Raw genomic sequence first — 20,464 nt, 5'->3', positions numbered from 1 at the left:
GCCGGTCACCGAGTGCGGCCTCCGGCGAGCACGCCCAGGGCTGTTTCGCCTGGTCGGGGCGGGAGAGCGGCGACTGCCGCACGGCGGAGAAGCGCGCGCACCGGTGTGGCGCCGTGGCGGGACCGGGGTGCCTGCGGGTCGGGGCACATCCGGGCCGGGGCGACGAGAGGACGGGAGAGCAGGGTGGGTGCGCCGCCGACGGCGGGCGGGGGAGCGGCGGAGAAGCGACGAGGAGGCCATCGGGGTTGCTTCGGTTACTTCGGGCGAACGGTTCGGGAAACCCTTGGCACTTGGGTCTGACGGCGTCTTGTTGCCCCTTGTCTACGCGCGTATCTTTTGTGCCGGTCCACAACTCGTCCGCCACCTCCCCAAGTTCAGTCGCGACCTTTCCGACTCCTGCCCGAAAGAGCCCACGTGTCTGCACACATACCGTTGAGTCTGCGCGGCAGAGGCGCCAAGGCCGGCCTCATCGCCCTTCCCCTCGGCCTCGCCGGATCGCTGATCGTCCTCCCCCTCACCGCCCAGGCGGCGCCGTCGCCGGACGTCGTCATCTCCGAGGTCTACGGCGGCGGCGGCAACTCCGGTGCGTCCCTCACCCACGACTTCGTCGAGCTGGGCAACGCCGGTTCCGCGCCGTTCGACCTGAACGGCTGGTCCGTGCAGTATCTGAGCGGCTCGCCCTCCGCCGGCAGCAAGTGGCAGGTCACCCCTCTGACGGGGGCCGTCCCCGCGGGCGGCGGCTACCTGGTCCAGGAGGCGAAGGGAGCGGCGGGCGACACCGCCCTGCCCGCTCCGGACGCCACCGGCACCATCCCCATGTCGGCGACCAGCGGCACGGTCGCGCTGGTGGGCTCGACCACCGCGCTGACCTGTCTGACCGCCGCCGACTGCGCGGCCGACGCCACGGTGAAGGACCTGGCCGGCTTCGGCACCGCGGTGGTCCGCGAGGGCAGCCCCGCCACCGGCGCGAGCAACACCGCCTCCGTCGCGCGCGGTGCCGCCCTCACCGACACGGACGACAACTCGGCGGACTTCACCGGCGGCACGCCGAGCCCCCGCAACTCCGCCGGCGACGGCGGCAGCGGCAGCGGCAGCGGCGACCCGACGCCCACCCCGTCGCCCACCGACACCACCCCGGGCAGCCTGCGCATCCACGACATCCAGGGCACCACCCGGATCTCCCCGCAGAACGGCAGGTCCGTCACCCACGTGCCCGGCGTGGTGACCGGCGTGCGCGGCACCGGCTCGAAGGGCTACTGGATCCAGGACCCCGCGCCCGACCAGAACCCCGCCACCAGCGAGGGCGTCTTCGTCTACACCGGCTCCGCCACCCCGCCCGTCAAGGTCGGCGACTCGGTGCTGGTGTCCGGCAAGGTGAGCGAGTACTACCCCGGCGGCCGCAGCAGCGGCGCCCAGTCCGTGACCGAACTGACCGGCCCGAGCGCGATCGTGCTCGCCACCGGCGCCGGGCTGCCGGCGGCGGAGGCCGTCGACGCGGGCACCGTCCCCGAGACCTACGCCCCCGAGGTCCCCGGCGGCAACATCGAGCCGGAGCAGCTCGCGCCCGCCGCATACGCGCTGGACTGGCTGGAGTCCCGTGAGGGCATGCTGGTGCGGATCGGCGACTCCCGGGTGGTGGGTGCGTCCAACGCGTACAACGAGACCTGGATCACCACGAAGCCCGCCGAGAACCCGACTCCGCGCGGCGGCACCGTCTACCAGGGGTACGACCAGCCCAACTCCGGACGTCTGCTGGTCGCCCCGCTCGCTGGCGACCCGCTGCACGCCGACGTCGGCGACACGCTGGCCGGGACGACCGCGGGCCCGGTGGACTACGGCACCCACGGCGGCTACAGCCTCCAGGCGACGCAGGTCGGCACCGTCAAGGACGGCGGCATCGAGCCGGACGTGGCGGCGAAGGGCAAGCCGAACGAGCTGTCGGTCGCCACGTACAACGTGGAGAACCTCGACCCGACGGACCCGCAGAGCAAGTTCGACCGGCTCGCCGAGGGCGTCGTCAAGAACCTGGCCGCCCCGGACATCGTGAGCCTGGAGGAGATCCAGGACGACAACGGCGCCAAGGACGACGGCACGGTCTCGGCGGGCAGGACGATGGCCCGGTTCATCGAGGCCGTCGAGAAGGCCGGCGGCCCGACGTACGCCTGGCGCTCCATCGACCCGGTCGACGGCCAGGACGGCGGCGAGCCCGGCGGCAACATCCGCAACGTCTTCCTGTTCAACCCGGAGCGCGTCAGCTTCGTCGACCGGCCGGGCGGTGACTCCACCACCGGCGTCCAGGCCGTCGGCGACGGCAAGAAGGGCGTGCGGCTCTCCACGTCGCCGGGCCGGATCGACCCCGCCTCCGACGCCTGGAAGAGCAGCCGCAAGCCGCTGGCCGGCGAGTTCGTCTTCCGCGGCAAGCAGGTCTTCGTGATCGGCAACCACTTCAATTCCAAGGGCGGCGACCAGCCGGTGCACGGCGTCGTCCAGCCGCCGGTCCTCGGCTCCGAGACCCAGCGCACCGCCCAGGCGCAGGAGGTCAACACCTTCGTCCGCAGCATCCTCGCCAAGGACAGGAAGGCCAGGGTCGTGGTTCTGGGCGATCTGAACGACTACCAGTTCTCCGAGCCGCTGGCCACGCTGACCTCCGGCGGCGTCCTCAAGGACCTGATCAACACGCTGCCCGCCGACGAGCGGTACAGCTACGTGTACGACGGCAACTCGCAGACCCTGGACCACATCCTGGTCTCGCCGGCCGTCAAACGGCCGGACTACGAGGTCGTCCACATCAACGCCGAGTTCGCCGACCAGAGCAGCGACCACGACCCGCAGGTGGTCCGGATCAAGTAGGGACTCCCATGTCGAGCGGGGGTTCGGCGCCGTTCGGACCGCGACAGTGTGTGGCGCGCACCGGGGCCGGTGCGCGCCACACGTGTGTCGGGCAAGAGGGGACCGGCCCCGTGCCTGGCCGGGGGTCCGGCACGGCACGGGGCCGGTCCGGTCCCGGTCAGGGCCGCTGCCGGCGCTCCGAGGTGGGCGGGACCGGCTTGGCCCGCCGGGGACCCGCGGCCACCTGCTCGGGGTCGAGGATCTGGTCTCCGTAGAGGTCCTGGAGCCAGTTGGTCTGGTAGATGGTGTCGAGGTAGCGCTCACCGAGGTCCGGGGCGATGGCGACCGCGGTGAGGTCGGGCGTGCCGTGTTCGTCCAGCCAGTCCGACGCGCCGCTGACGACCGTGCCGGTGGAGCCGCCGAACAGGAAGCCGCGGCGGGCCAGCCGGTGGCAGGTGCGGATGGTATCCGCCTCCTCGACCCAGATGACCTCGTCCACCAGGGACTCGTCGAGCAGCGGCGGGCGCATGCTCATTCCCAGGCCGGGGATCATCCGGCGGCCGGGCTTGCCGCCGAAGGCCACCGAGCCCGCGCTGTCCACGGCGACGATCCGTACGGGACGGTGCCAGCGCCGGAAGTAACGGGCGCAGCCCATCAGGGTTCCGGTGGTGCCCGCGCCGACGAACAGCACGTCGAGCCGCGGGAACTGACAGGCGATCTCCGGCGCCGTACGGTGGAAGTGCGCCCGCCAGTTGCCCGGGTTGGTGTACTGGCTGAGCCATACGTAGCGGTCGTCGGAGGCGCACAGCGCACGGACGTAGTCGATCCGGGCGCCGAGGAAACCGCCGTTGGCGTCGGTGTCCGCGATGACGTGCACCTCGCTGCCCAGCGCCTCCATCAGGAGCCGGGTGGAGAGGTTGCAGCGGGAGTCCGTCACGCACAGGAACCGGTAACCCTTGCTGGCGGCGATGATGCTGAGGGCCACGCCGAGGTTTCCCGACGAGGACTCGACCAGCGTCGAGTCCGGCATCAGGATGCCGTCACGCTCGGCGGCCTCCACCATCTCCACCGCGGCCTTCAACTTGATCGAGCCCGCGAAGTTGAAGCCCTCGCACTTCAGGTAGAGGGAACGCCCGAGGGTCGGCTGCAGATCGACGTAGAGCTGGCCTTCGTTGAAGGCGTGGGGAGCGGATATGACGGGCACGGTTGACCTCCTGGTGCCAGGGCTGAGGGGAAGTGCGTCAGCCGTACCGGCGCAGGTCGTGGAAGAAGTCGTCGATGCGGCGGAGGTGACCCGCCTTGGCTGCCTGGTCGTAGACGAACTTGCCGACGGCGAGGTCGAGGACGCCGAGGCCGAACGGCGAGAAGATCACCGTGCGGTCGGCCGGCGGGAGGACCCGCTTGCACATGACGTCGTCGAGGGTGCCGTTCAGGAAGTCGCGGCTTCCGGTGAGCTGTTCGGCCAGGTGCGGGGACGTGTCGGCCTTCAGGCAGTGGTCGACGTCGTCGACGAAGTTCGCCGCGCCGAGCAGGATCTCGGGGGCGAGGTCGCGCAGCGACACGTGCAGGACCAGCGGGTGGTGTGCGAACAGGCCCTGGTCGGTGACGTGCGGGGTGCCGGCCACGGTGGCGAAGACGACCAGGTCGCTGGAGCGGATCAGGTCCTCGGGACGCTCGTGGACGGTGATCTCCCCGGTGGCGCCGGACTGCTTCAGGTAGCCGCAGAACCCGGCGGCGCTGTCGGCGGACACGTCGTGCACACCGACCGACTCGAAGTTCCAGCCGGTGCCCGCGAGGAAGGTGTGGATGTAGCGGGCGATCAGTCCCGTGCCGAAGAACCCGATGCGGGTGGGCCGGGCCCGGCCCAGGCTGAGCCGGTCGGCCGCCAGCGCGGCCGACGCCGCGGTCCTGGTCGCGCTGATGATGGAGCTCTCCAGGCAGGCGAACGGGTAGCCCGTGTCGTGGTCGTTGAGGATGAGGACCGCGGAGGCCCGGGGCAGCCCCGACGCCACGTTCTCCGGGAAGCTGGAGATCCACTTCAGGCCGTCCACCTGGTCCGGTCCGCCGACCGAGGCCGGCAGCGCGATGATGCGCGCGGAGGGCCGGTCCGGGAAGCGCAGGAAGTACGACGGCGGGTTGACCGTGTCCCCGGATCCGTGCAGCCGGTAGGTCTGCTCGACCAGTTCCACGATCTCCTTCTCGCGCCCGGCGAGGGCCTGCTGCACCTGGGCTCCGGAGATCACCGCGAAGCCCGGAACGTGCGCCGTCGGGGTGCCGGCCCGCCGCTCGTCGGGGGACAGGAGGTTCGTCATCGCCTGCTCGCTTCCGAAGTCGGGACGCAGTCGGTCAGCCGCCGCGGCTCGGCCATGGAGACCAGCACCTGGCGTTCTCCGGTGTACGGCTCCCTGCTGTGCGCGGTGCGTATGTTGTCCACGAGCAGCACGTCGCCGGCCTGCCAGGGCTGGCGCCGGGTCAGCTGCTCGTAGGTGCTGTTGAGCTGTTGCACGACGTCCTCGCCGATGGCGGAGCCGTCGCCGTAGCGGGTGTTGAACGGCAGCCCGTCCGCGCCGTACTCGTCCACCAGGTACTCGCGCACCTCGGGGGCGAGCGTCCACTCGTTGAGGAAGGCGATCTGGTTGAACCAGCAGCGCCGTCCGGTGACCGGGTGGCGGACCACGGCGCTGCGCAGCTGCCGGGTGTGCAGGGAGCCGTCCGGCTGCCAGGTGAAGTCGACGGCGTGGGCGCGGCAGTAGCGTTCGACGGCGGCGCGGTCGTCGGTGCCGAAGGACTCCGCGAGGGACGCCCCGATCTCGTCGTTGTAGCTGCGGGTGAGCAGCCAGCCCTCGCGTTCGAAACGCTCGCTGAGTTCCTTGGGGAGCGCCTGGAGGACCTGTTCGGCGTCGGCCACCGCGGTCGCTCCGCCCTCACCGGGCGGGATCAGGCACGCGAACAGCATCAGGCCGGGGACCTCCAGCGTGTAGCTCAGCTCGTGGTGCATGCACATCGGCTGGTTGGCCGGCCAGGTCGAGGAGGAGTACAGCCCCGGGCTGTACGTCTCCCGGGGGGCGAATGCCTCCCGCTCGGTCATCAGACCGCCGGCCAGGCCCGCGAAGACGGTGCCGACCTGGTCCGGTGTGCGCAGGCCGAGGCCGCGGACCATCAGCGCACCGTGCTCGGAGACCTGCGCCCGCAGCGCGTCGCGGTACTCGGCCGCCCAGCCCAACGGATCCGTGGGGGTGCCGATGTTCAGGAGCGGAGGGCTGTCCGGCGCCAGCTCCACGTCGAGCGGTGGTGCCAGGGGGGAGGACGACATCTCGGTTTCCTTTCGCTTGCCCCGGTGGGGGCGGTGGGGGCTCAGGAAGAGGCCAGTGGTGCGGTGGCACCGAGGACGGCCCGAGCCGCTTCGGCCGGCCGGGTTCGCAGGAAGTGGTGGCCGCCGTCGGGGAGTTCGTGCAGCTCCACCTGTTCGGCCAGCAGCTGCCAGGCGCGGTGGCGATCGGGTTCGCCGGCCGTGTTGGGGTCGTCGGCGGCCATGACCACGGTCACCGGCGCGGCCAGCTTGCGCACCGGCGGGGTCTCCAGGGCGTCGGCGAAGTAGTGGTGCGCGCTCACGCAGTCGTGGCGGTAGGCGGCGCCCACGCGTTCGGCGTGCCGGGCGTTCAGCTCGGCGAGTTCGGGGTAACCGCTGTCCTCGGTCAGCCGCTTGGCGATCTCGGCGTCGCTCAGGTCCGACAGCTCCCCGGCCGCGGCACGCCGTTCGGCGGCGGTGCCGGGCAGCTGAGCGCCGAGGAACACCCGTGCGACGTCCACGCCGCGTTCTTCGAGCAGCCGGGCCGTCGCCACCGCCGCGGCGGCGCCCGCGGAGTGACCCCACAGCATGACCCTGCTCGGCCCGCGGGCGGCGATCTCGTCGGCGACCCGCCGGGCCACCCGGGCGAGCGGCGCGAACGGCTCGTCGTGGGCGGCGAGGTCGTGGCCGGGCAGTTCCACGGCGTGGACAGCCGTTCCGCCGCCCGCCAGCGCGCCGGCCATCGGCTGGTAGTTGACGGCGTTGCCGCCCGCGTAGGGGAAGCAGACCAGGGTGCACTCCGGGGTGCCGGCCGCTTCCGCCAGTGGCTGGAGCAGGTCGGTGCGGTCGCAGGTGGCGCCGCCGAGCAGCGCGGCGAGGTCCGCGAGCACCGGGTTGCGGGTGATGTCCTTGAGGGAGACCGCGCGGTCCAGGGCGATGGTGAGCTTCACGGCCGACAGCGAGGTGCCACCGGAGTCGAAGAAGTGGTCCCGGCGGCCGACCTGCGGTTCGGGGACGCCCAGCAACTCCGCCCAGGCGGCTGCCAGCCTCCGCTCGGCGGGGGTGCGCGGGGCGCGGCCGGGCTCCGCCGCGGTGTCCTCGTCGGCGGGCGCGGCCGCCTGTTCGGCCAGCGCGGTCAGCGCCTTCTTGTCGATCTTGCCATTGGCGGTCAGCGGGAGGGCGTCCTGCCAGTGGAAGGCCGAGGGGACCATGTAGCCGGGCAGCACGGCGGCGAGTTCCTCGCGCAGTTCGTCCGTGGGCAGCCGCCGGCCGGTGTGGAAGGCGATCAGGTGCTTGCTGCCGCCGGCCCGTTCGGCGACGACGACCGCGCCATCCCGTACGCCGTCCACTGCGAGCAGGGTGTTCTCGATCTCGCCGATCTCGATGCGGAAGCCGCGGATCTTGACCTGGCTGTCCCGGCGGCCGAGGAACTCCAGCTTTCCGCCGGGGTGCCAGCGCCCCCAGTCCCCCGCCAGGTAGAGCCGCTCGCCCGGCCGGTAGGGGTCCTCGCGGTACGCCTCGGCGGTCCGCTCGGGGTCGTTGACGTAGCCGCGGCCCACGCAGACCCCGGAGAACGCGATCAGCCCGGGGGCGCCCAGCGGAACCAGGGACAGCTGTTCGTCGACGACGTGGACCCGTACGTTGTTGACGGCGTGGCCGAGCAGCACCCGCTCGGGCACCTTGTCCATGACCTCGTGGTTGGTGTCGTCCGACGTCTCGGTGAGGCCGTAGGCGTTGACGAGTTTGATGCGCGGCTGGTTGGCGAACCAGCGCTGGACCAGTTCCCGTTTCAGTGCCTCGCCGGTCACCGACACGCACCGCAGGTCCGGCAGTTCGCGCGGGTGCTGCTCCAGGTAGGAGACCACGACCTCCAGGTAGGAGGGCACGACCTGCACGACGCCGACCCGGCCTTCGACGAGGGTGTCGACGAACCGTTCCACGTCCACCACGACATCCTGACCGACCAGCAGCGTCCGGCCGCCCACCAGCAGGGCGGACACCAGCTGCCACAGCGAGATGTCGAAGCACTGCGGGGCGGTCTGCGCCACCACCCGCCCCTGGGTGATGCCCAGGTCGTCGATCTTGGCGTAGAGGTGGTTGAGCATGCCCGCGTGCTCGCACATCGCGCCCTTCGGCTCACCCGTGGAGCCGGAGGTGAAGTAGATGTAGGCCAGGTGACCGGCCGAGACCCGCACCCCGACGTCACCGTCGGCGTGCTCCTCCTCGTACGCCGCCTCGACCAGCAGTTTCTCCACGTCCGGCAGGTCGGTCAGGGCCTCGTCGAGGGTGGTGGTGCTGCCTGACTCGGTCAGCACCAGGCGGCATCCGGCACGCGACAACGTTGCCAGGACGCGTCCGGCGGGGAAGTGCGGTTCGATCGGCAGGTACACGCAGCCGGCCTTGAACACCGCTAGGACTGAGGCGAGCCAGTCGAGGTTGCGCTCGGTGACCACGGCGACGACGCCCTCGTGTCCTGGCCCGCGGGCCAGGAGGGCCCGTGCCAGGCGGTTCGCGCGGGCGTTCAGCTCGCCGTACGTCCACGAACGGTCGCCCTGCACCGCGGCCACCGCGTCCGGGTGCTCGCGCGCCCGCTGCTCGAACAGCTCGTGCATCCTCGCCTGCGGCAGGGCCCGTTGGGGTCCGGCCAGCCCTTCGAGCTGCTCGTGCACCTCGTCGGCCGACACCAGGCTCTGCCCCGCGTGTTCCGCGTCCGGTCCGGCCGCCATCAACCGCAGTGCGGTCAGGTGGTAGCCGCCGATCCGGGCCACGTATCCGGCGTCGAGCACCTGGGTGCGGTAGCGCAGCCGCAGGGCCAGCCGGCCGCCCCGCTCGCACCAGCCGACTCCCAGTACGGCGTCGTCCACGAGCCCGCCCTCGGCCCCGGCCGGGTCGAACACGACCTCGTACGACGGCCCCGCCACCCGCAGTTCCCGCCACAGCCCGTCGACCGGGAAGTCCTGGTGCGCGAGCAGTTCGGACTCGACGCGGTGCGCGGCGGACACCAGAGCGCGCCAGGTCGCGGGCTCGACGGGCAGCCGGCACGGCAGCGGCTTGCGCCCTGCCCCGGCGACATAGCCCGTGACCACGTCCTGCTCGGCGGAGAGCGCGGCCAGCACCTTGGCGTGCGCGGCGAGCAGCACTGCGCTCAGCGGCACCCCCAGCTGCCGTGCGAGCTCGCGCACCTGTGCCGCCAAGTCGTCCGGTACCACCGTCTCGTACGCGGCCACGCCCGGCACAGGCTCGCCGACCCACCGCGGCACCGCGGTGCACCCGCCGGCGCTCAGCACACGGCTCCAGTACTCCCGGTCCGATTCCACCTGCGCTCCCATCGCCTGACCTTCCTCAACTCACCGACGTCGCCGAGCCGCCCGCGGGTGGCGTCGCCGTTGTCCTAACCGCCGCCGGCACGCCGGATCCCGAGGGAAGCTCGGGGGCGTCGGGCAGGTCGGCTGCGGGGTTCCCGCCCCACTGCGCGTGGGCGGGGACTTCTTCGCCCTTCATGAGGAAGGAGTCGGGCGCCAGCAGCGCGCCGTCGCCCATGGTCACGCCGTAGTGCACATGGGCGGAGACGCCCAGCGTGCAGCCGGCACCGAGTGCCGTACGGTCGGACTTGAACGTGCCGTCCTCCTGCGAGTGGCACTGGATCTTGGACCCGTGGTTCAGGGTGCATCCGTCGCCGATGGCGGCGAGCGTCCGCTCCGTGATGAAGCAGCCGTCGTCGAAGACCGCGCGGCCCATGCGTACGCCGAGCATCCGCCACACCAGGGCTTTGAAGGGCGTTCCGTTGAAGATTTCGAGGTACTGGTCCGGCACCTTCCACAGCCGTTCGTGCCACCAGAAGTACGGGTCGTAGATGGAGCACAACTGGGGCTTCAGCGGGCGGAACCGGGTGATGAAGCGCTCCGCCAGGACGTAGTGGAGTGTGGTGACGGCGAGCGAGAGCGCCAGGTATCCGGCGATCACCATGTGCCCGATGACGCCGTACAGCTGGACGGCGGCCAGGCCGATGGCCGTGAGCACGAACGAGTGCAGCCAGCGGACGCCCAGCATCAGGACCATCGTGCCGAGGTTGTGCCGGTTCTTCGCCGCGAGCCGGCGTCGTTTGGTCTCGCCGGTCCTCAGGTCGTCGAAGCGTGAGTCGCGCTCCACCGACCGGGGGATCTCGAAGCACGGCGAGCCGAGGAGCCCCACGCCCTCGCGGATCTCGCCGTCGAGGGGCACCATCACCTTCGTCGCGAGCAGGCAGTTGTCTCCCGTCCTGCCACCCGCGGGATAGGCGATGTTGTTGCCGAGGAAGTTGCGCGGGCCGATCGACGCCAGCGACACCCGGAAGGACGTGCTGGAGTACTCCGCGTTCAGCACGGACAGCCCGTCGGCCACCATGGTCCCGCTGCCGATGGAGACGAGGAACGGCGTCTCGTGCTGGAACTCCGAGCCGAAGTTCGAGCCGGTCTGGTCCACCTGGTTCAGGTGGTATCCGAGCCCGCGGAGGTAGTACACGACGTAGGAGCTGTCGCCGAACAGCCAGGCGAAGAACTTGATGTTGGTCATCCGGGCCACCGCGCGGTGCACCACGTAGTGGAATCCGTAAAGCGGGTAGACCCGGTCGGGCCGGACGGCCAGGCTCAGCAGCCGCGGCACGATGAACAGCACCACGAGACCGACCGCGGTGAAGCCGAAGAACAGCAGGAGGGAGAGCGCCAGCGCGTCGGCGAACAGCGCCGACGAGGAGAGTCCGGCGGCATCCGCCTTCAGCCGGTTCCCGATCGCCGGGACGTTGGTGAACAATATGTACGTTCCGCCCAGGCCGAGCGGCAGGTAGAGGAAGTACAACTGGAGCAGGGCGCCGAGACCGAACCAGATCCGGCGCAGGCGGCCGCAAGGTGCCGCAGGGACCCGCAGGTAGTCGGTCTGCGTGGGCTGCGCCGGGGAACCGTGCCAGCGTTCGCCGTCCGGGATCCGCTGGCCCCGGTACAGGGCGGACGCGTGGCCGAGCTGGGTCCCGTCGCCCATCTCCGTGTCGATGTCCAGCACGGCCTTCTCACCGACGAAGGCGTCCCGGCCGAAGGTGACCCGGCCGGTCTGGATGCGTCCGGCGTGCGCGCGGTAGCAGAGGAAGTAGGAGTCCTTGCGGATGACCACGCCGTCGCCGATCGTCAGCAGGTCGGTGCAGACCGGCACGGCGTGCGAGAGGATCGTGACGCCCTTGCCTATGCGGGCGCCGAGGGCCCGCAGGTAGAGCACGTACAACGGATTGCCGATGAACAGGATCATCGGGTTGGCGTGCAGCAGTACCTTGACGAACCAGAAGCGTAGATAGGAAAGGCTCCAGACCGGGAATTCCTGGGGCTTCCAGCGGCCCACCAGAAGCCACTTGGCAATGACCGGGAACACACAGAGGGCCGTGAAGCCGATGCCGCCGAAGACCAGCGACCGAAGATAGGTGTCGACGAAGCCGGAGGCGGCTGCGACCCATTCGAAACCCCGGGCAGTGACCAGCCCGGCGGCGAACGAGTAGGCCAGGAAGATGAGCAGTTGCAAGGTGCCGCACAGGACATGGTTCGCCTGGCCCGTCGGCGTCGCCGTCGCCGGCTCGGACGGCGCAGGAGATTTCTGGAGGACCGCTGCGGCCGGGGCCGGCGCGGTCTGCGCGAGCGCCGCCGCGAGGCTCCGGACGGTCGGGCTGCGGTAGATGTCCTTCATCGACGCGGATGGCAGATCCGTGCGCTTTCTGATCCGTGCACAGAATTGAGCCATGACCAGCGAATTGGCGCCGAGGTCGTTGAAGAAGTGGCTGTCGACCGGGACGCTTTCCGCTTTCACCAGGTCGGCCAGGACTTCGGCGAGTTTTCTCTCGGTTTCCGTCTGAGCCGGGCTGTCGGCAGTACCCCCGGAAACGGGTACTTCGTCCGGCCCGGATATATAGACGTCGGCGGACTGCTCCACCATCGACCTCCTGGAGGACGTTTCCCTGCGCACTTGTCTGATCACGAACCGCTCTGTCAGTTTCGGTCGGCCACCGTCGGGCTGCCACTCCGCCTGAGGCCCCACGCCGCCCCGGCGACCCGAGCTGACCTGGCGTTTCCTGGCGACACGGGCTGCCGGGGCCAGCCGTAGATCACCCGGATGGCGGTCTGCGCGGCGGCTCGCCCCGGCCCGCGGGACCCCGCCGTGACTCCCCTCGGCCGCCGAAACGCACGGCGCGGACCCACCCCGTGCGGGGGGACCGGCGCCCACGGCGGTCAGGCTGCGGCGGTCACCTCACGTCGCTCTCCCACCACCACGCCCCGAGCCGTACGACGGGCACTGGCCCCGGCTGTCGACGTGCTGCCCGGAGTGCGGGTACGCCTCCATGCCGAAGAAGCCGCCGGTCTCGGTGATCCGGAACGCCTGGCGGGTGGTGTGGCAGGCGTCGACGACGCCGTACATGTGCATGATGTCGGACGAGTCGTTCCACTGAGGTCAACTGCTGTGCGTAATAAGCCCGTTGATCCGCACAGGAAACGTAAGGGAGCGACAACCCCCGCCGTCGAGCACCGGCAGCACCCCGCAGGGGCACGGGGAACCGCGCGGCCGGCCACCGCATGCTGTGGACGAAATCGCTCCCGGCCCTCGCGGCCCGGTCGGCGCAGCGCCTACGCCGGCTTCAGCCCCTGGTCGCCCACCTCCGTCACGAAGGACGCGGCGGTGGTGAGGGGCGCCCCCTGGACGGTGACCTGGGAGACCGTCTTGAAGTCGATGTGCGCCCGGTCCTGTGTCAGGGCGCCGGTCGCGTAGCCGCGCTGCCCGTTGCAGAACTTCATGTGCGGATTGGCTGCCAGGTAGGCGGCCCAGTTCGCCGGCCGCGCCGAACCGTTGCCGCCGCTGGTGATCGACGTCGTGACGATCTCCGTCCCCACCGTGGGCGAGCCCGGGTCGGCGAAGTCCCGCTTGAGGTCGAAGCCGTAGTGCACGTGCACGTCGCCGGTGAGGACCATCAGGTTGTCCCCACCCGCCACCTCGGCGCCGGCGAGGACGCGTTCCCGCGACGCCGGATAGCTGTCCCAGGAGTCCATGGAGACCTTGGACGGCAGGGTCGTGGTGGTGTACCGGCGGGAGAAGGTGACCTGCTGGGGCAGGACGTGCCACAGCGCCCGGGAGCGGCGCCAGCCGTCGATGAGCCACCGTTCCTGGGCGTCGCCGGTGAGCGTACGCGCCGGGTCCTCGGACTCGGCGCCGGAGTACTGCCATCCGTCGCCGTACGCCACGCCGGTCCTGAAGCGGTAGTGGTGGACGCGGTTGTCCGCCAGTCCGTCGACCTACATGTGGACGGCGTGGTTGAACTCGGGATGGGCGGTGGCGGTGCCCCGCCGTACGACGTGGCGGAAGCCTTCGTCGGTCGCGACCTCCCAGTCGACGGCGATGCGCTGGGCCGGGAGTCCGCCGTCCGGCTGGTGCGGCGCCGGAGCGAGCCTGGTCCACAGCAGCACCGGGCCGGGGCGCGGGTCGCCGGTGGCGACGCCGAGGGTGAACGGGTCGTCGGCGAGGCGTGCGGCGTCGAGTTCGGCGGCACCGGCGGTGCCGGCCGTGGGCAGGTTCCAGGCGAACGTCAGTGCGGCAGCGGCGGCGGTGCCGGTCAGGAACCGGCGACGACCGAAGTGGCGGGCTGTGGCGCGGAGTTCATGAGCGGACTGTGACAGGCGCGTTGCGGGTGTCATCCGGACCTCCGTGCCGGAAGGGTTGCCGGATGCATTGCAGGTGCCGCACGCGACACCCACTTAGAAGGTTCATGACACTCACATGGCGGAATGATGAGTTCCGAACGGGGCGGGGTGCCGCTCCGCGCCAAGGGCCCGCACCCCGCCCGTCCGGACCGTCGGCAGTTCAGCCGAGGGCCTTGACCGCCTGGTAGTAGGTCCAGGCCGTGCCGTCGCAGGCGGCCTTGGTCGCACCGGCGCAGCCGGCGCAGACGCGCTTGAGATCCTCGCAGAAGGCACTGTCGAGGCGGGACTTGTTGGCGGCGAACGCGCCGGCCGCCTGGTAGTTGCGGTAGCCGAAGTCGTGCCGGGCGCAGGACGTGGAGAAGGGGAAGCCGAGGGGGTTGTCCGGGAGGACGAGCAGTAGTCGGTGGACCAGTCGAACCCGTACGCGGACCAGGCCGCCTGATGCGCACGGGCCGCGGCCCACTGGTTGAAGCTCGACGCGCTGGCCTGCGTCCAACTGGTGAGCACCTGGGGCTTGTCCGCGGGTGCGGCGTCGGCCGCCGTGGCGGTGACGGTGACGGCGATCAGGGCGAGCGCCGATGCGGCGAGGCCGGTGGCGAGTCTGCGATGCATTCCACTCCTCAGGGAAGCTGCCGCCGCGCGCGTGCGACAGGAGCATGACAATCATGGAGTGGACCGCACGGCCGGCCAACCGTGGCGACCGTAATGGGCCGCTAGCTCTTGGGTGTTCGACGGAATCCGAGTGCACGACAGGCCCACCTGCGACGGACGGGGCGACAGGATGCCGCGGCCGGGGACGGGAACCGGACCGCGAACCGAACAGGGGATCAGTTGTTCCCTGGAACAGGTGATCGTCGCTCAGGAGACCGCCGAGGCGCTCGTGACGGAACGATACTTACGGTGTGCAAGCACGGGCTGCAGACCGTAGTTGACGCACAGGTCCCACATGACAGTCACATCGCAAGGAGCAGCACGATCATGAACCTTCTCACCGACGTCCTCGCCGGCCTCGTCCACTTCATCGGCTGGCTGGTCTGACGTCCGGCGCGTCCCCAGAAGCGCACAGCGGCGCCGTCTCCCCGTCCCAGGGAGGCGGCGCCGCCGCGTGCGCCGGCCGCCTGGAGCGCCGTGGCCAGGAGTGCCCCTGCGGCTCCGCAGTTGTGGGCGGTAGGTGCCGGGCGGCGGGGCTGTTCGCGTTCAGCCGGCACAGGGGGGCGCCGTGCGCGGACAGGTGCAGCCGGTGCGCGGTGAAGCGGTGCCCCGCGCTGCCGTAGGAGCCGTGTTCGACGCGCTCGTCGATCCGGAGGTCCGGCCAGCCGCACGGCACGGCGCGCTCGGGGCCGGTGACGACGAGACCCCCGCCGAAGACGTGCAGCCGGGTGTCCCGGTGGGTGAGCCGGCCCTCGACCCTGATCGCGACGACGGGAAGGCCGACCGCCAGCACGACGAGTGCCGCCGCGACCGCCGTCGCCGGCCCGCCGTACGGGCCGGCCAGCAGGCCGATGCCCGGCAGCAGCAGGACGATGGCGACCATCGCCGACGCACACCCGAGACCCGTGATCCGGCTGCCCAGATCCTGGGTCATGAGTGCTCGCCCAGGCCGTGCCGCCCGGCCGCCCCCAGCGCCCGGGCCAACGCCTCCCGGCCGGCCGCGTCCGGCCGAGTCCCCCAAGCCATCGCGCCCCCTCCCCCGCCGCGCCCCGCAGCCGCACGCGAGCGGACCGGGCACCTCATGCCCGGACACGCTTTTGCCCCGTCAGACGGTTCCCCGGCCACCGGTTCCCGTACCCGACCGCCACGCACCCGCCCCCACGGGCACCACTGGCCCCCCTGAAACCGCCAGTCCGCTTCCCGGCCGCATGCAGCGGACTCCAGCAGAGCAGCACCAGAGTGTCCGGGCGCCAGCGCCCGGACGGGGGCGGCGACGGTCGCCGGACCTTACGGCGACCCGTGGCGATGCCCCGTCCTTACTACCTCCGCGCTATGGGTTCGTACTACGGCGCCCATGACGCGCCCACGGGTGTCACGCCGCGCGCTTGGGCAGCCGCCAGTTGGGGCGCGGGAAGTGGCAGGTGTAGCCGTTCGGATAGCGCTGCAGATAGTCCTGGTGCTCCGGTTCGGCCTCCCAGAACGGGCCGGCCGGGACGACCTCGGTGACCACCGGGCCGGGCCACAGCCCGGACGCGTCGACGTCGGCGATGGTGTCCTCGGCGATGCGCCGCTGCTCGTCGTCGAGGTAGAAGATGGCAGAGCGGTAGCTGGCGCCCAGGTCGTTGCCCTGCCGGCCCTTCGTGGTCGGGTCGTGGATCTGGAAGAAGAACTCCAGGACGGCGCGGTAGTCGGTCACGGCGGGATCGAAGGTGATCTCGATCGACTCGGCGTGGTTGCCGTGATCGCGGTAGGTCGGATGCGCGATCTCACCGCCGCTGTAGCCCACCCGGGTCTTCAGGACTCCCGGCTGCTTGCGGATCAGTTCCTGCATGCCCCAGAAGCAGCCACCGGCCAGCAGTGCCTTCTGCTCGTTGTCGCTCATCACACGTCACCCTTCTTCCGTGTCCGGAACTCCGGCGCACCGCCCTCACCGGCCCCGCCCACGCGCGGTTCCCGGCGTCCGCCGTGGCCGTCCCTGCGAACCACCGGCGCTTCGAAGGATATTCCCACCTGGGCCGCACCATCGGGCGAAGCTCGCTCACCAGTCCGACCGGTGACGCGCTTCTGGGCCCATCTCATCACCTCCCGAAAGGGTGACGAACTTAAATTCCACCGAACCTGCCTCGTCGTGCTGCTACACTCGGTGACACCTTGATCTTCCTGAGGAGACCAGACATGGCGGGTGACGACGACATCTCCGGGTGATTCCCGGATCTGATCGGCCACCGGTCGGCGCAGTCGAGCGCCGCCGACGTGGTCGGCTTGTCGTCGCCTTCTTCCCTTGTCTGCTCCGGGCAGTGTCCCTTGCCTGCCCCTCCTCCCCCGAGGTTCCTCATGTCCGACGCTTCCGTCGTCTGCTCGCACCTGTCCTTCTCCTGGCCCGACGACACCCCCGTCTTCCAGGACCTGTCCTTCACCGTGGACGCCGGCCGCACCGGCCTGGTCGCGCCCAACGGCTCCGGCAAGAGCACTCTGCTCAGGCTGATCGCCGGCGAGCTGCGTCCGACCTCCGGATCGGCGACCGTCTCCGGCACGCTCGGTTACCTGCCGCAGAACCTTCCGCTCACCAGCGGCCTGACGGTGGCCGAGGTGCTGGGCGTCGCCGAGGTGATCCGGGCCCTGGACGCCGTCGAGTCCGGAGACGTGGACGAGAAACACTTCACGACCATCGGCGACGACTGGGACATCGAGGAACGCACCCGGGCGCAGCTGGACCGGCTCGGCCTGAGCGGTGTCGCCCTGGACCGGCGCCTGGGCACCCTCAGCGGCGGCCAGGTCGTCTCGCTGGGCCTCGCCGCCCAGCTGCTCAGGCGCCCCGATGTGCTGCTGCTCGACGAGCCCACCAACAACCTGGACCTGGAGGCCCGGCTCAAGCTCTACGACGTGCTGGACGACTTCACCGGCTGCCTGCTGGTGGTCAGCCACGACCGTGCGCTGCTGGACCGCCTGCAGCGCATCGCCGAACTCGACCACGGTGAGCTGCGTCTCTACGGCGGTGACTTCACCGCGTACGAAGAAGCCGTGAAGGCCGAGCAGGAGGTCGCCGAGAAGAACGTACGCAACGCCGAACAGGAGCTGAAGCGGGAGAAGCGGGAGATGCAGCAGGCCCGCGAGCGCGCCGAGCGGCGGGCGAGCAACGCCGCCCGCAACCTCAAGAACGCCGGCCTGGCCCGCATCGTCGCCGGAAACCTGAAGCGCAGCGCGCAGGAGTCCGCGGGCCGCTCGGGTCAGCTGCACGCGTCCCGGGTCAGCGAGGCCAGGGCCCGGCTGGACGAGGCCGGGCGTGCCGTGCGCGACGAGCAGCGCATCACTTTGGACCTGCCCGACACCGGCGTCCCGGCGGGGCGCACCCTCTTCCTCGGCGAGGGCCTCAAGGTCCGGCACGGCGACCGGGAGCTGTTCGCCGGAAACGGCGTCGACCTCACGATCCGCGGCCCCGAACGGATCGCGCTGACCGGAGCGAACGGCGTGGGCAAGTCGACCCTGCTCCGCCTGATCAGCGGCGATCTCGACGGGGAGACGGAACTGATCAAGCGGGCCGACGGCAGCATCGCGTACCTCTCGCAGCGCCTCGACCTGCTGGACACCGACCGGACCGTGGCCCAGAACTTCGCCGCGTACGCGCCGCACCGCACGGAGGCCGAGCGGATGAACCTGCTGGCGCGCTTCCTGTTCCGCGGCGCGCGGGCCCATCTGTCCGTGGCGGCACTGTCCGGCGGGGAACTGTTGCGGGCCACCCTGGCCTGCGTGCTGTGCGCCGAGCCGGCCCCCCACCTGCTGCTCCTGGACGAGCCGACGAACAATCTCGACCTGGTCAGCATCGGCCAGCTGGAGAGTGCGCTCGGTTCCTACCAGGGTGCTTTCGTGGTCGTCAGCCACGACGAGCGGTTCCTCGCCGAGATCGGCGTGAACCGCCGGTTGCGGCTGGAGGGCGGGGCGCTGGTGGAGGCGGGGGCGCCCGAGGTGTGAGCGCCGGCTCGTCGGCCGTGCCCGCGCCCGAGGCACCAGCCCGGCGGGCCTTGCTCACCCCTCACACCTCCGGTGGACCCCCATGTCTGTGCAGCCCGCGCTGCTCGCCCACGACCTCGTCCGCACCCTCGGCACCCGCCGAGTGCTCGACGGCGTCTCCCTCACCGCCTCCCCCGGTCACCGCATCGGTCTGATCGGGGAGAACGGTGTCGGCAAGTCGACCCTGCTCGGCCTGCTCGCCGGAGTCGACCAACCCGACTCCGGCAGCGTCGTACGCCCCGCCGACCTCGGCCATCTGCACCAGGAGATGCCGTACGACGCCGCGTCGACGATCGCTGACGTGCTCGACGACGCCCTGCGCGAGGCGCGGGACGATCTCGCGCGGCTCGACCACCTCGCCGAGCGGCTCGCCGACACCCCGGAGTCCCACCCCGACCACACCGGTCTGCTCCAGGAGTACGGCCGGCAGCTGGAACAGGCGCAGGAACGGGACTCCTGGGACGCGGACCGGCGTGCCGCGATCGTGCTCGGCGGGCTCGGCCTGGGCGAGGTCCCGCACGGCCGCACGCTCGGCTCGCTCTCCGGCGGGCAGCGCGGCCGGCTGGCCCTCGCCGCGCTGCTTCTCCGGCGGCCCACGGCACTGCTGCTGGACGAGCCGACCAACCATCTCGACGACGGCGCCGCCGCCTTCCTGGAGGAACAGGTGCGCGGCCTGCCCGGGGTGGTCGTGGTGGCCAGTCACGACCGGGCGTTCCTCGACGCCGTGTGCACGGACCTGATCGACCTCGATCCCGCGCCGGAGGGCCCGGTCCGCTACGGCGGCAACTACAGCGCCTATCTGACCGAGAAACAGGCCGAACGGGAACGCTGGGAGCGGCGATACGCCGAGGAACAGGAGGAGTTGGCGGCCCTGCGCCACTCGGCCGGGGTCACCGCGCATCGCGTCGCGCCGGACCGGGGGCCGCGCGACAACGAGAAGATGGGCTACGGCCACCGGAGCGGCCGGGTGCAGAGCCAGGTCTCACGCCGGGTGCGCAATGCCGCGCGGCGGCTCGGCGAACGGGAACGCACCCAGGTCGCGGAGCCGCCGCAACCATTGCGCCTGCGGTATCCGGTACGTGCGGACGAACCGGTCGAGGGCACCCTCGTGTCGCTGCGCGACGTCCGGGTGCCGGGCCGGCTCGCCGTGCGCCGGGTCGACGTGGCGGCGGCCGAACGGCTGTTGGTCACCGGGGACAACGGGGCGGGCAAGTCGACCCTGCTGGCCGTACTCGCCGGACGGCTGGGCTCCGACGGCGAGGTGCGGCGGCGGCCCGGTCTGACCGTGGGGCTGCTGCGGCAGGACACCGTCTTCGACCGGCCCGAGCGCACCGTGCGGGAGACCTATGAGGGTTCGCTCGGCGCCGAACGGGCGGAGGCGGTCCCGTTGTCCACGCTGGGGCTGTTGCACGAGGCCGACCTGGACAAACCGGTGGGGCACCTCTCCGTCGGCCAGCGGCGCCGGCTCGCGCTGGCCCTCCTGGTGGCCCGCCCGCCGCAGTTGCTGCTGCTCGACGAACCCACCAACCACCTGTCGCCACGGTTGTGCGACGAACTGGAGGAAGCTCTGGGCACCGGTCCCGGGGCCATCGTCCTGGCCAGCCACGACCGCTGGCTGCGGAAGCGCTGGCCGGGCCGCGAGCTGCGGCTGACGTCCGACGCTTCCTAATGCTGTTGTCAAGCGGTCGTAGTCACTGGCGGTGTGACTTCGTAGCACCGCCGGTCACGGATCAGAGCCCACAGGACGTTGACGCGTCGGCGGGCGAGGGCGAGCACGGCTTGGACGTGCTTCTTCCCCTCGGCACGTTTGCGGTCGTAGAACTTTCGGGAGTTCGGGTCGTAGCGGACGCTGACGAGTGCGGAGGTGTAGAAGACGCGCTGGAGTCTTCGGTGGTAGGCGATTGGCCGGTGGAGGTTGCCGCTGACCTTGCCCGAGTCGCGGGGTGCGGGGGCGACGCCGGCGAAGGCTGCCAGGGCGTCCGGG

The 20,464-nt window shown here is 71.2% G+C and carries 13 protein-coding genes and 2 pseudogenes; 4 read left to right on the top strand and 11 right to left on the bottom strand.

Annotated elements, in window-relative coordinates; translation table 11 throughout:
- The first annotated feature begins 414 nt into the window (after window positions 1–414).
- Window positions 415–2,850, top strand: a complete 2,436-nt coding sequence (locus tag ACFYPJ_RS19290) for an endonuclease/exonuclease/phosphatase family protein (RefSeq protein ID WP_389018244.1) — start codon at window positions 415–417, stop codon at window positions 2,848–2,850.
- A gap of 157 nt (window positions 2,851–3,007) precedes the next feature.
- Here the strand turns inward: ACFYPJ_RS19290 and sbnA are convergent, their stop codons facing one another.
- The 8 genes and pseudogenes from sbnA to ACFYPJ_RS19250 form a co-directional block, all read right to left on the bottom strand.
- Window positions 3,008–4,033, bottom strand: coding sequence for a 2,3-diaminopropionate biosynthesis protein SbnA (sbnA, locus tag ACFYPJ_RS19285; RefSeq protein ID WP_389018241.1), 1,026 nt, complete (start codon window positions 4,031–4,033; stop codon window positions 3,008–3,010).
- A gap of 37 nt (window positions 4,034–4,070) precedes the next feature.
- Window positions 4,071–5,141, bottom strand: a complete 1,071-nt coding sequence (sbnB, locus tag ACFYPJ_RS19280; protein ID WP_389018238.1) for a 2,3-diaminopropionate biosynthesis protein SbnB — start codon at window positions 5,139–5,141, stop codon at window positions 4,071–4,073.
- Complete coding sequence (locus ACFYPJ_RS19275; protein WP_389018235.1) at window positions 5,138–6,142, bottom strand: TauD/TfdA family dioxygenase; 1,005 nt, start codon at window positions 6,140–6,142, stop codon at window positions 5,138–5,140. The genes sbnB and ACFYPJ_RS19275 overlap by 4 nt, the downstream gene beginning before the upstream one ends.
- A 41-nt stretch (window positions 6,143–6,183) precedes the next feature.
- Entirely contained in the window at window positions 6,184–9,447 is a 3,264-nt protein-coding gene (locus tag ACFYPJ_RS19270; protein ID WP_389018232.1) for an amino acid adenylation domain-containing protein, read from the bottom strand.
- 13 nt (window positions 9,448–9,460) lie between these two features.
- On the bottom strand, window positions 9,461–12,067 hold the full coding sequence (locus ACFYPJ_RS19265; RefSeq protein ID WP_389018229.1) for a Pls/PosA family non-ribosomal peptide synthetase: 2,607 nt from the start codon (window positions 12,065–12,067) through the stop codon (window positions 9,461–9,463).
- 312 nt (window positions 12,068–12,379) lie between these two features.
- On the bottom strand, window positions 12,380–12,553 hold the full coding sequence (locus tag ACFYPJ_RS19260) for a hypothetical protein (RefSeq protein ID WP_389018226.1): 174 nt from the start codon (window positions 12,551–12,553) through the stop codon (window positions 12,380–12,382).
- 200 nt (window positions 12,554–12,753) lie between these two features.
- A pseudogene (locus ACFYPJ_RS19255) lies at window positions 12,754–13,815 on the bottom strand (alkaline phosphatase D family protein).
- A gap of 166 nt (window positions 13,816–13,981) precedes the next feature.
- Window positions 13,982–14,433, bottom strand: a pseudogene (locus ACFYPJ_RS19250) (phospholipase).
- 288 nt (window positions 14,434–14,721) lie between these two features.
- Here ACFYPJ_RS19250 and ACFYPJ_RS19245 point away from each other — a divergent pair.
- Window positions 14,722–14,859, top strand: a complete 138-nt coding sequence (locus tag ACFYPJ_RS19245) for a hypothetical protein (RefSeq protein WP_389018223.1) — start codon at window positions 14,722–14,724, stop codon at window positions 14,857–14,859.
- Here ACFYPJ_RS19245 and ACFYPJ_RS19240 read toward each other — a convergent pair.
- Both ACFYPJ_RS19240 and msrA read right to left on the bottom strand, forming a co-directional pair.
- A complete protein-coding gene (locus tag ACFYPJ_RS19240; RefSeq protein ID WP_389018220.1) occupies window positions 14,840–15,406 on the bottom strand; it encodes a hypothetical protein in 567 nt (188 codons plus the stop codon). The genes ACFYPJ_RS19245 and ACFYPJ_RS19240 overlap by 20 nt on opposite strands.
- Window positions 15,407–15,844: 438 nt before the next feature.
- Complete coding sequence (gene msrA, locus ACFYPJ_RS19235) at window positions 15,845–16,354, bottom strand: peptide-methionine (S)-S-oxide reductase MsrA (protein ID WP_389018217.1); 510 nt, start codon at window positions 16,352–16,354, stop codon at window positions 15,845–15,847.
- Window positions 16,355–16,806: 452 nt separating this feature from the next.
- Here msrA and abc-f point away from each other — a divergent pair, with 452 nt between their 5' ends.
- Together abc-f and ACFYPJ_RS19225 are read left to right on the top strand one after the other, a co-directional pair.
- Entirely contained in the window at window positions 16,807–18,441 is a 1,635-nt protein-coding gene (abc-f, locus tag ACFYPJ_RS19230) for a ribosomal protection-like ABC-F family protein (RefSeq protein WP_389018214.1), read from the top strand.
- Between the two features lie 82 nt (window positions 18,442–18,523).
- A complete protein-coding gene (locus ACFYPJ_RS19225; protein WP_389018211.1) occupies window positions 18,524–20,149 on the top strand; it encodes an ABC-F family ATP-binding cassette domain-containing protein in 1,626 nt (541 codons plus the stop codon).
- 8 nt (window positions 20,150–20,157) lie between these two features.
- On the opposite strand, the gene ACFYPJ_RS19220 is transcribed toward ACFYPJ_RS19225, so the two are convergent.
- Window positions 20,158–20,464 (bottom strand): transposase (locus ACFYPJ_RS19220; RefSeq protein ID WP_389018208.1); only part of this gene is annotated, 307 nt, incomplete at its 5' end.

Source organism: Streptomyces sp. NPDC006012, assembly GCF_042871185.1.
Taxonomy (GTDB): domain Bacteria; phylum Actinomycetota; class Actinomycetes; order Streptomycetales; family Streptomycetaceae; genus Streptomyces.
The sequence above is the reverse complement of the archived record's forward strand: the minus strand, read 5'-3'. Positions and strand labels throughout refer to the sequence as shown.

Bases quoted from the DNA above. Each gene is read 5' to 3' on its own strand.
- ACFYPJ_RS19275 (WP_389018235.1), bottom strand. From the start codon at position 6,142: ATGTCGTCCTCCCCCCTGGCACCACCGCTCGACGTGGAGCTGGCGCCG.
- abc-f (WP_389018214.1), top strand. From the start codon at position 16,807: ATGTCCGACGCTTCCGTCGTCTGCTCGCACCTGTCCTTCTCCTGGCCC.
- ACFYPJ_RS19225 (WP_389018211.1), top strand. From the start codon at position 18,524: ATGTCTGTGCAGCCCGCGCTGCTCGCCCACGACCTCGTCCGCACCCTC.
- msrA (WP_389018217.1), bottom strand. From the start codon at position 16,354: ATGAGCGACAACGAGCAGAAGGCACTGCTGGCCGGTGGCTGCTTCTGG.
- ACFYPJ_RS19265 (WP_389018229.1), bottom strand. From the start codon at position 12,067: ATGGTGGAGCAGTCCGCCGACGTCTATATATCCGGGCCGGACGAAGTA.
- ACFYPJ_RS19260 (WP_389018226.1), bottom strand. From the start codon at position 12,553: ATGCACATGTACGGCGTCGTCGACGCCTGCCACACCACCCGCCAGGCG.
- sbnB (WP_389018238.1), bottom strand. From the start codon at position 5,141: ATGACGAACCTCCTGTCCCCCGACGAGCGGCGGGCCGGCACCCCGACG.
- ACFYPJ_RS19270 (WP_389018232.1), bottom strand. From the start codon at position 9,447: ATGGGAGCGCAGGTGGAATCGGACCGGGAGTACTGGAGCCGTGTGCTG.
- ACFYPJ_RS19240 (WP_389018220.1), bottom strand. From the start codon at position 15,406: ATGACCCAGGATCTGGGCAGCCGGATCACGGGTCTCGGGTGTGCGTCG.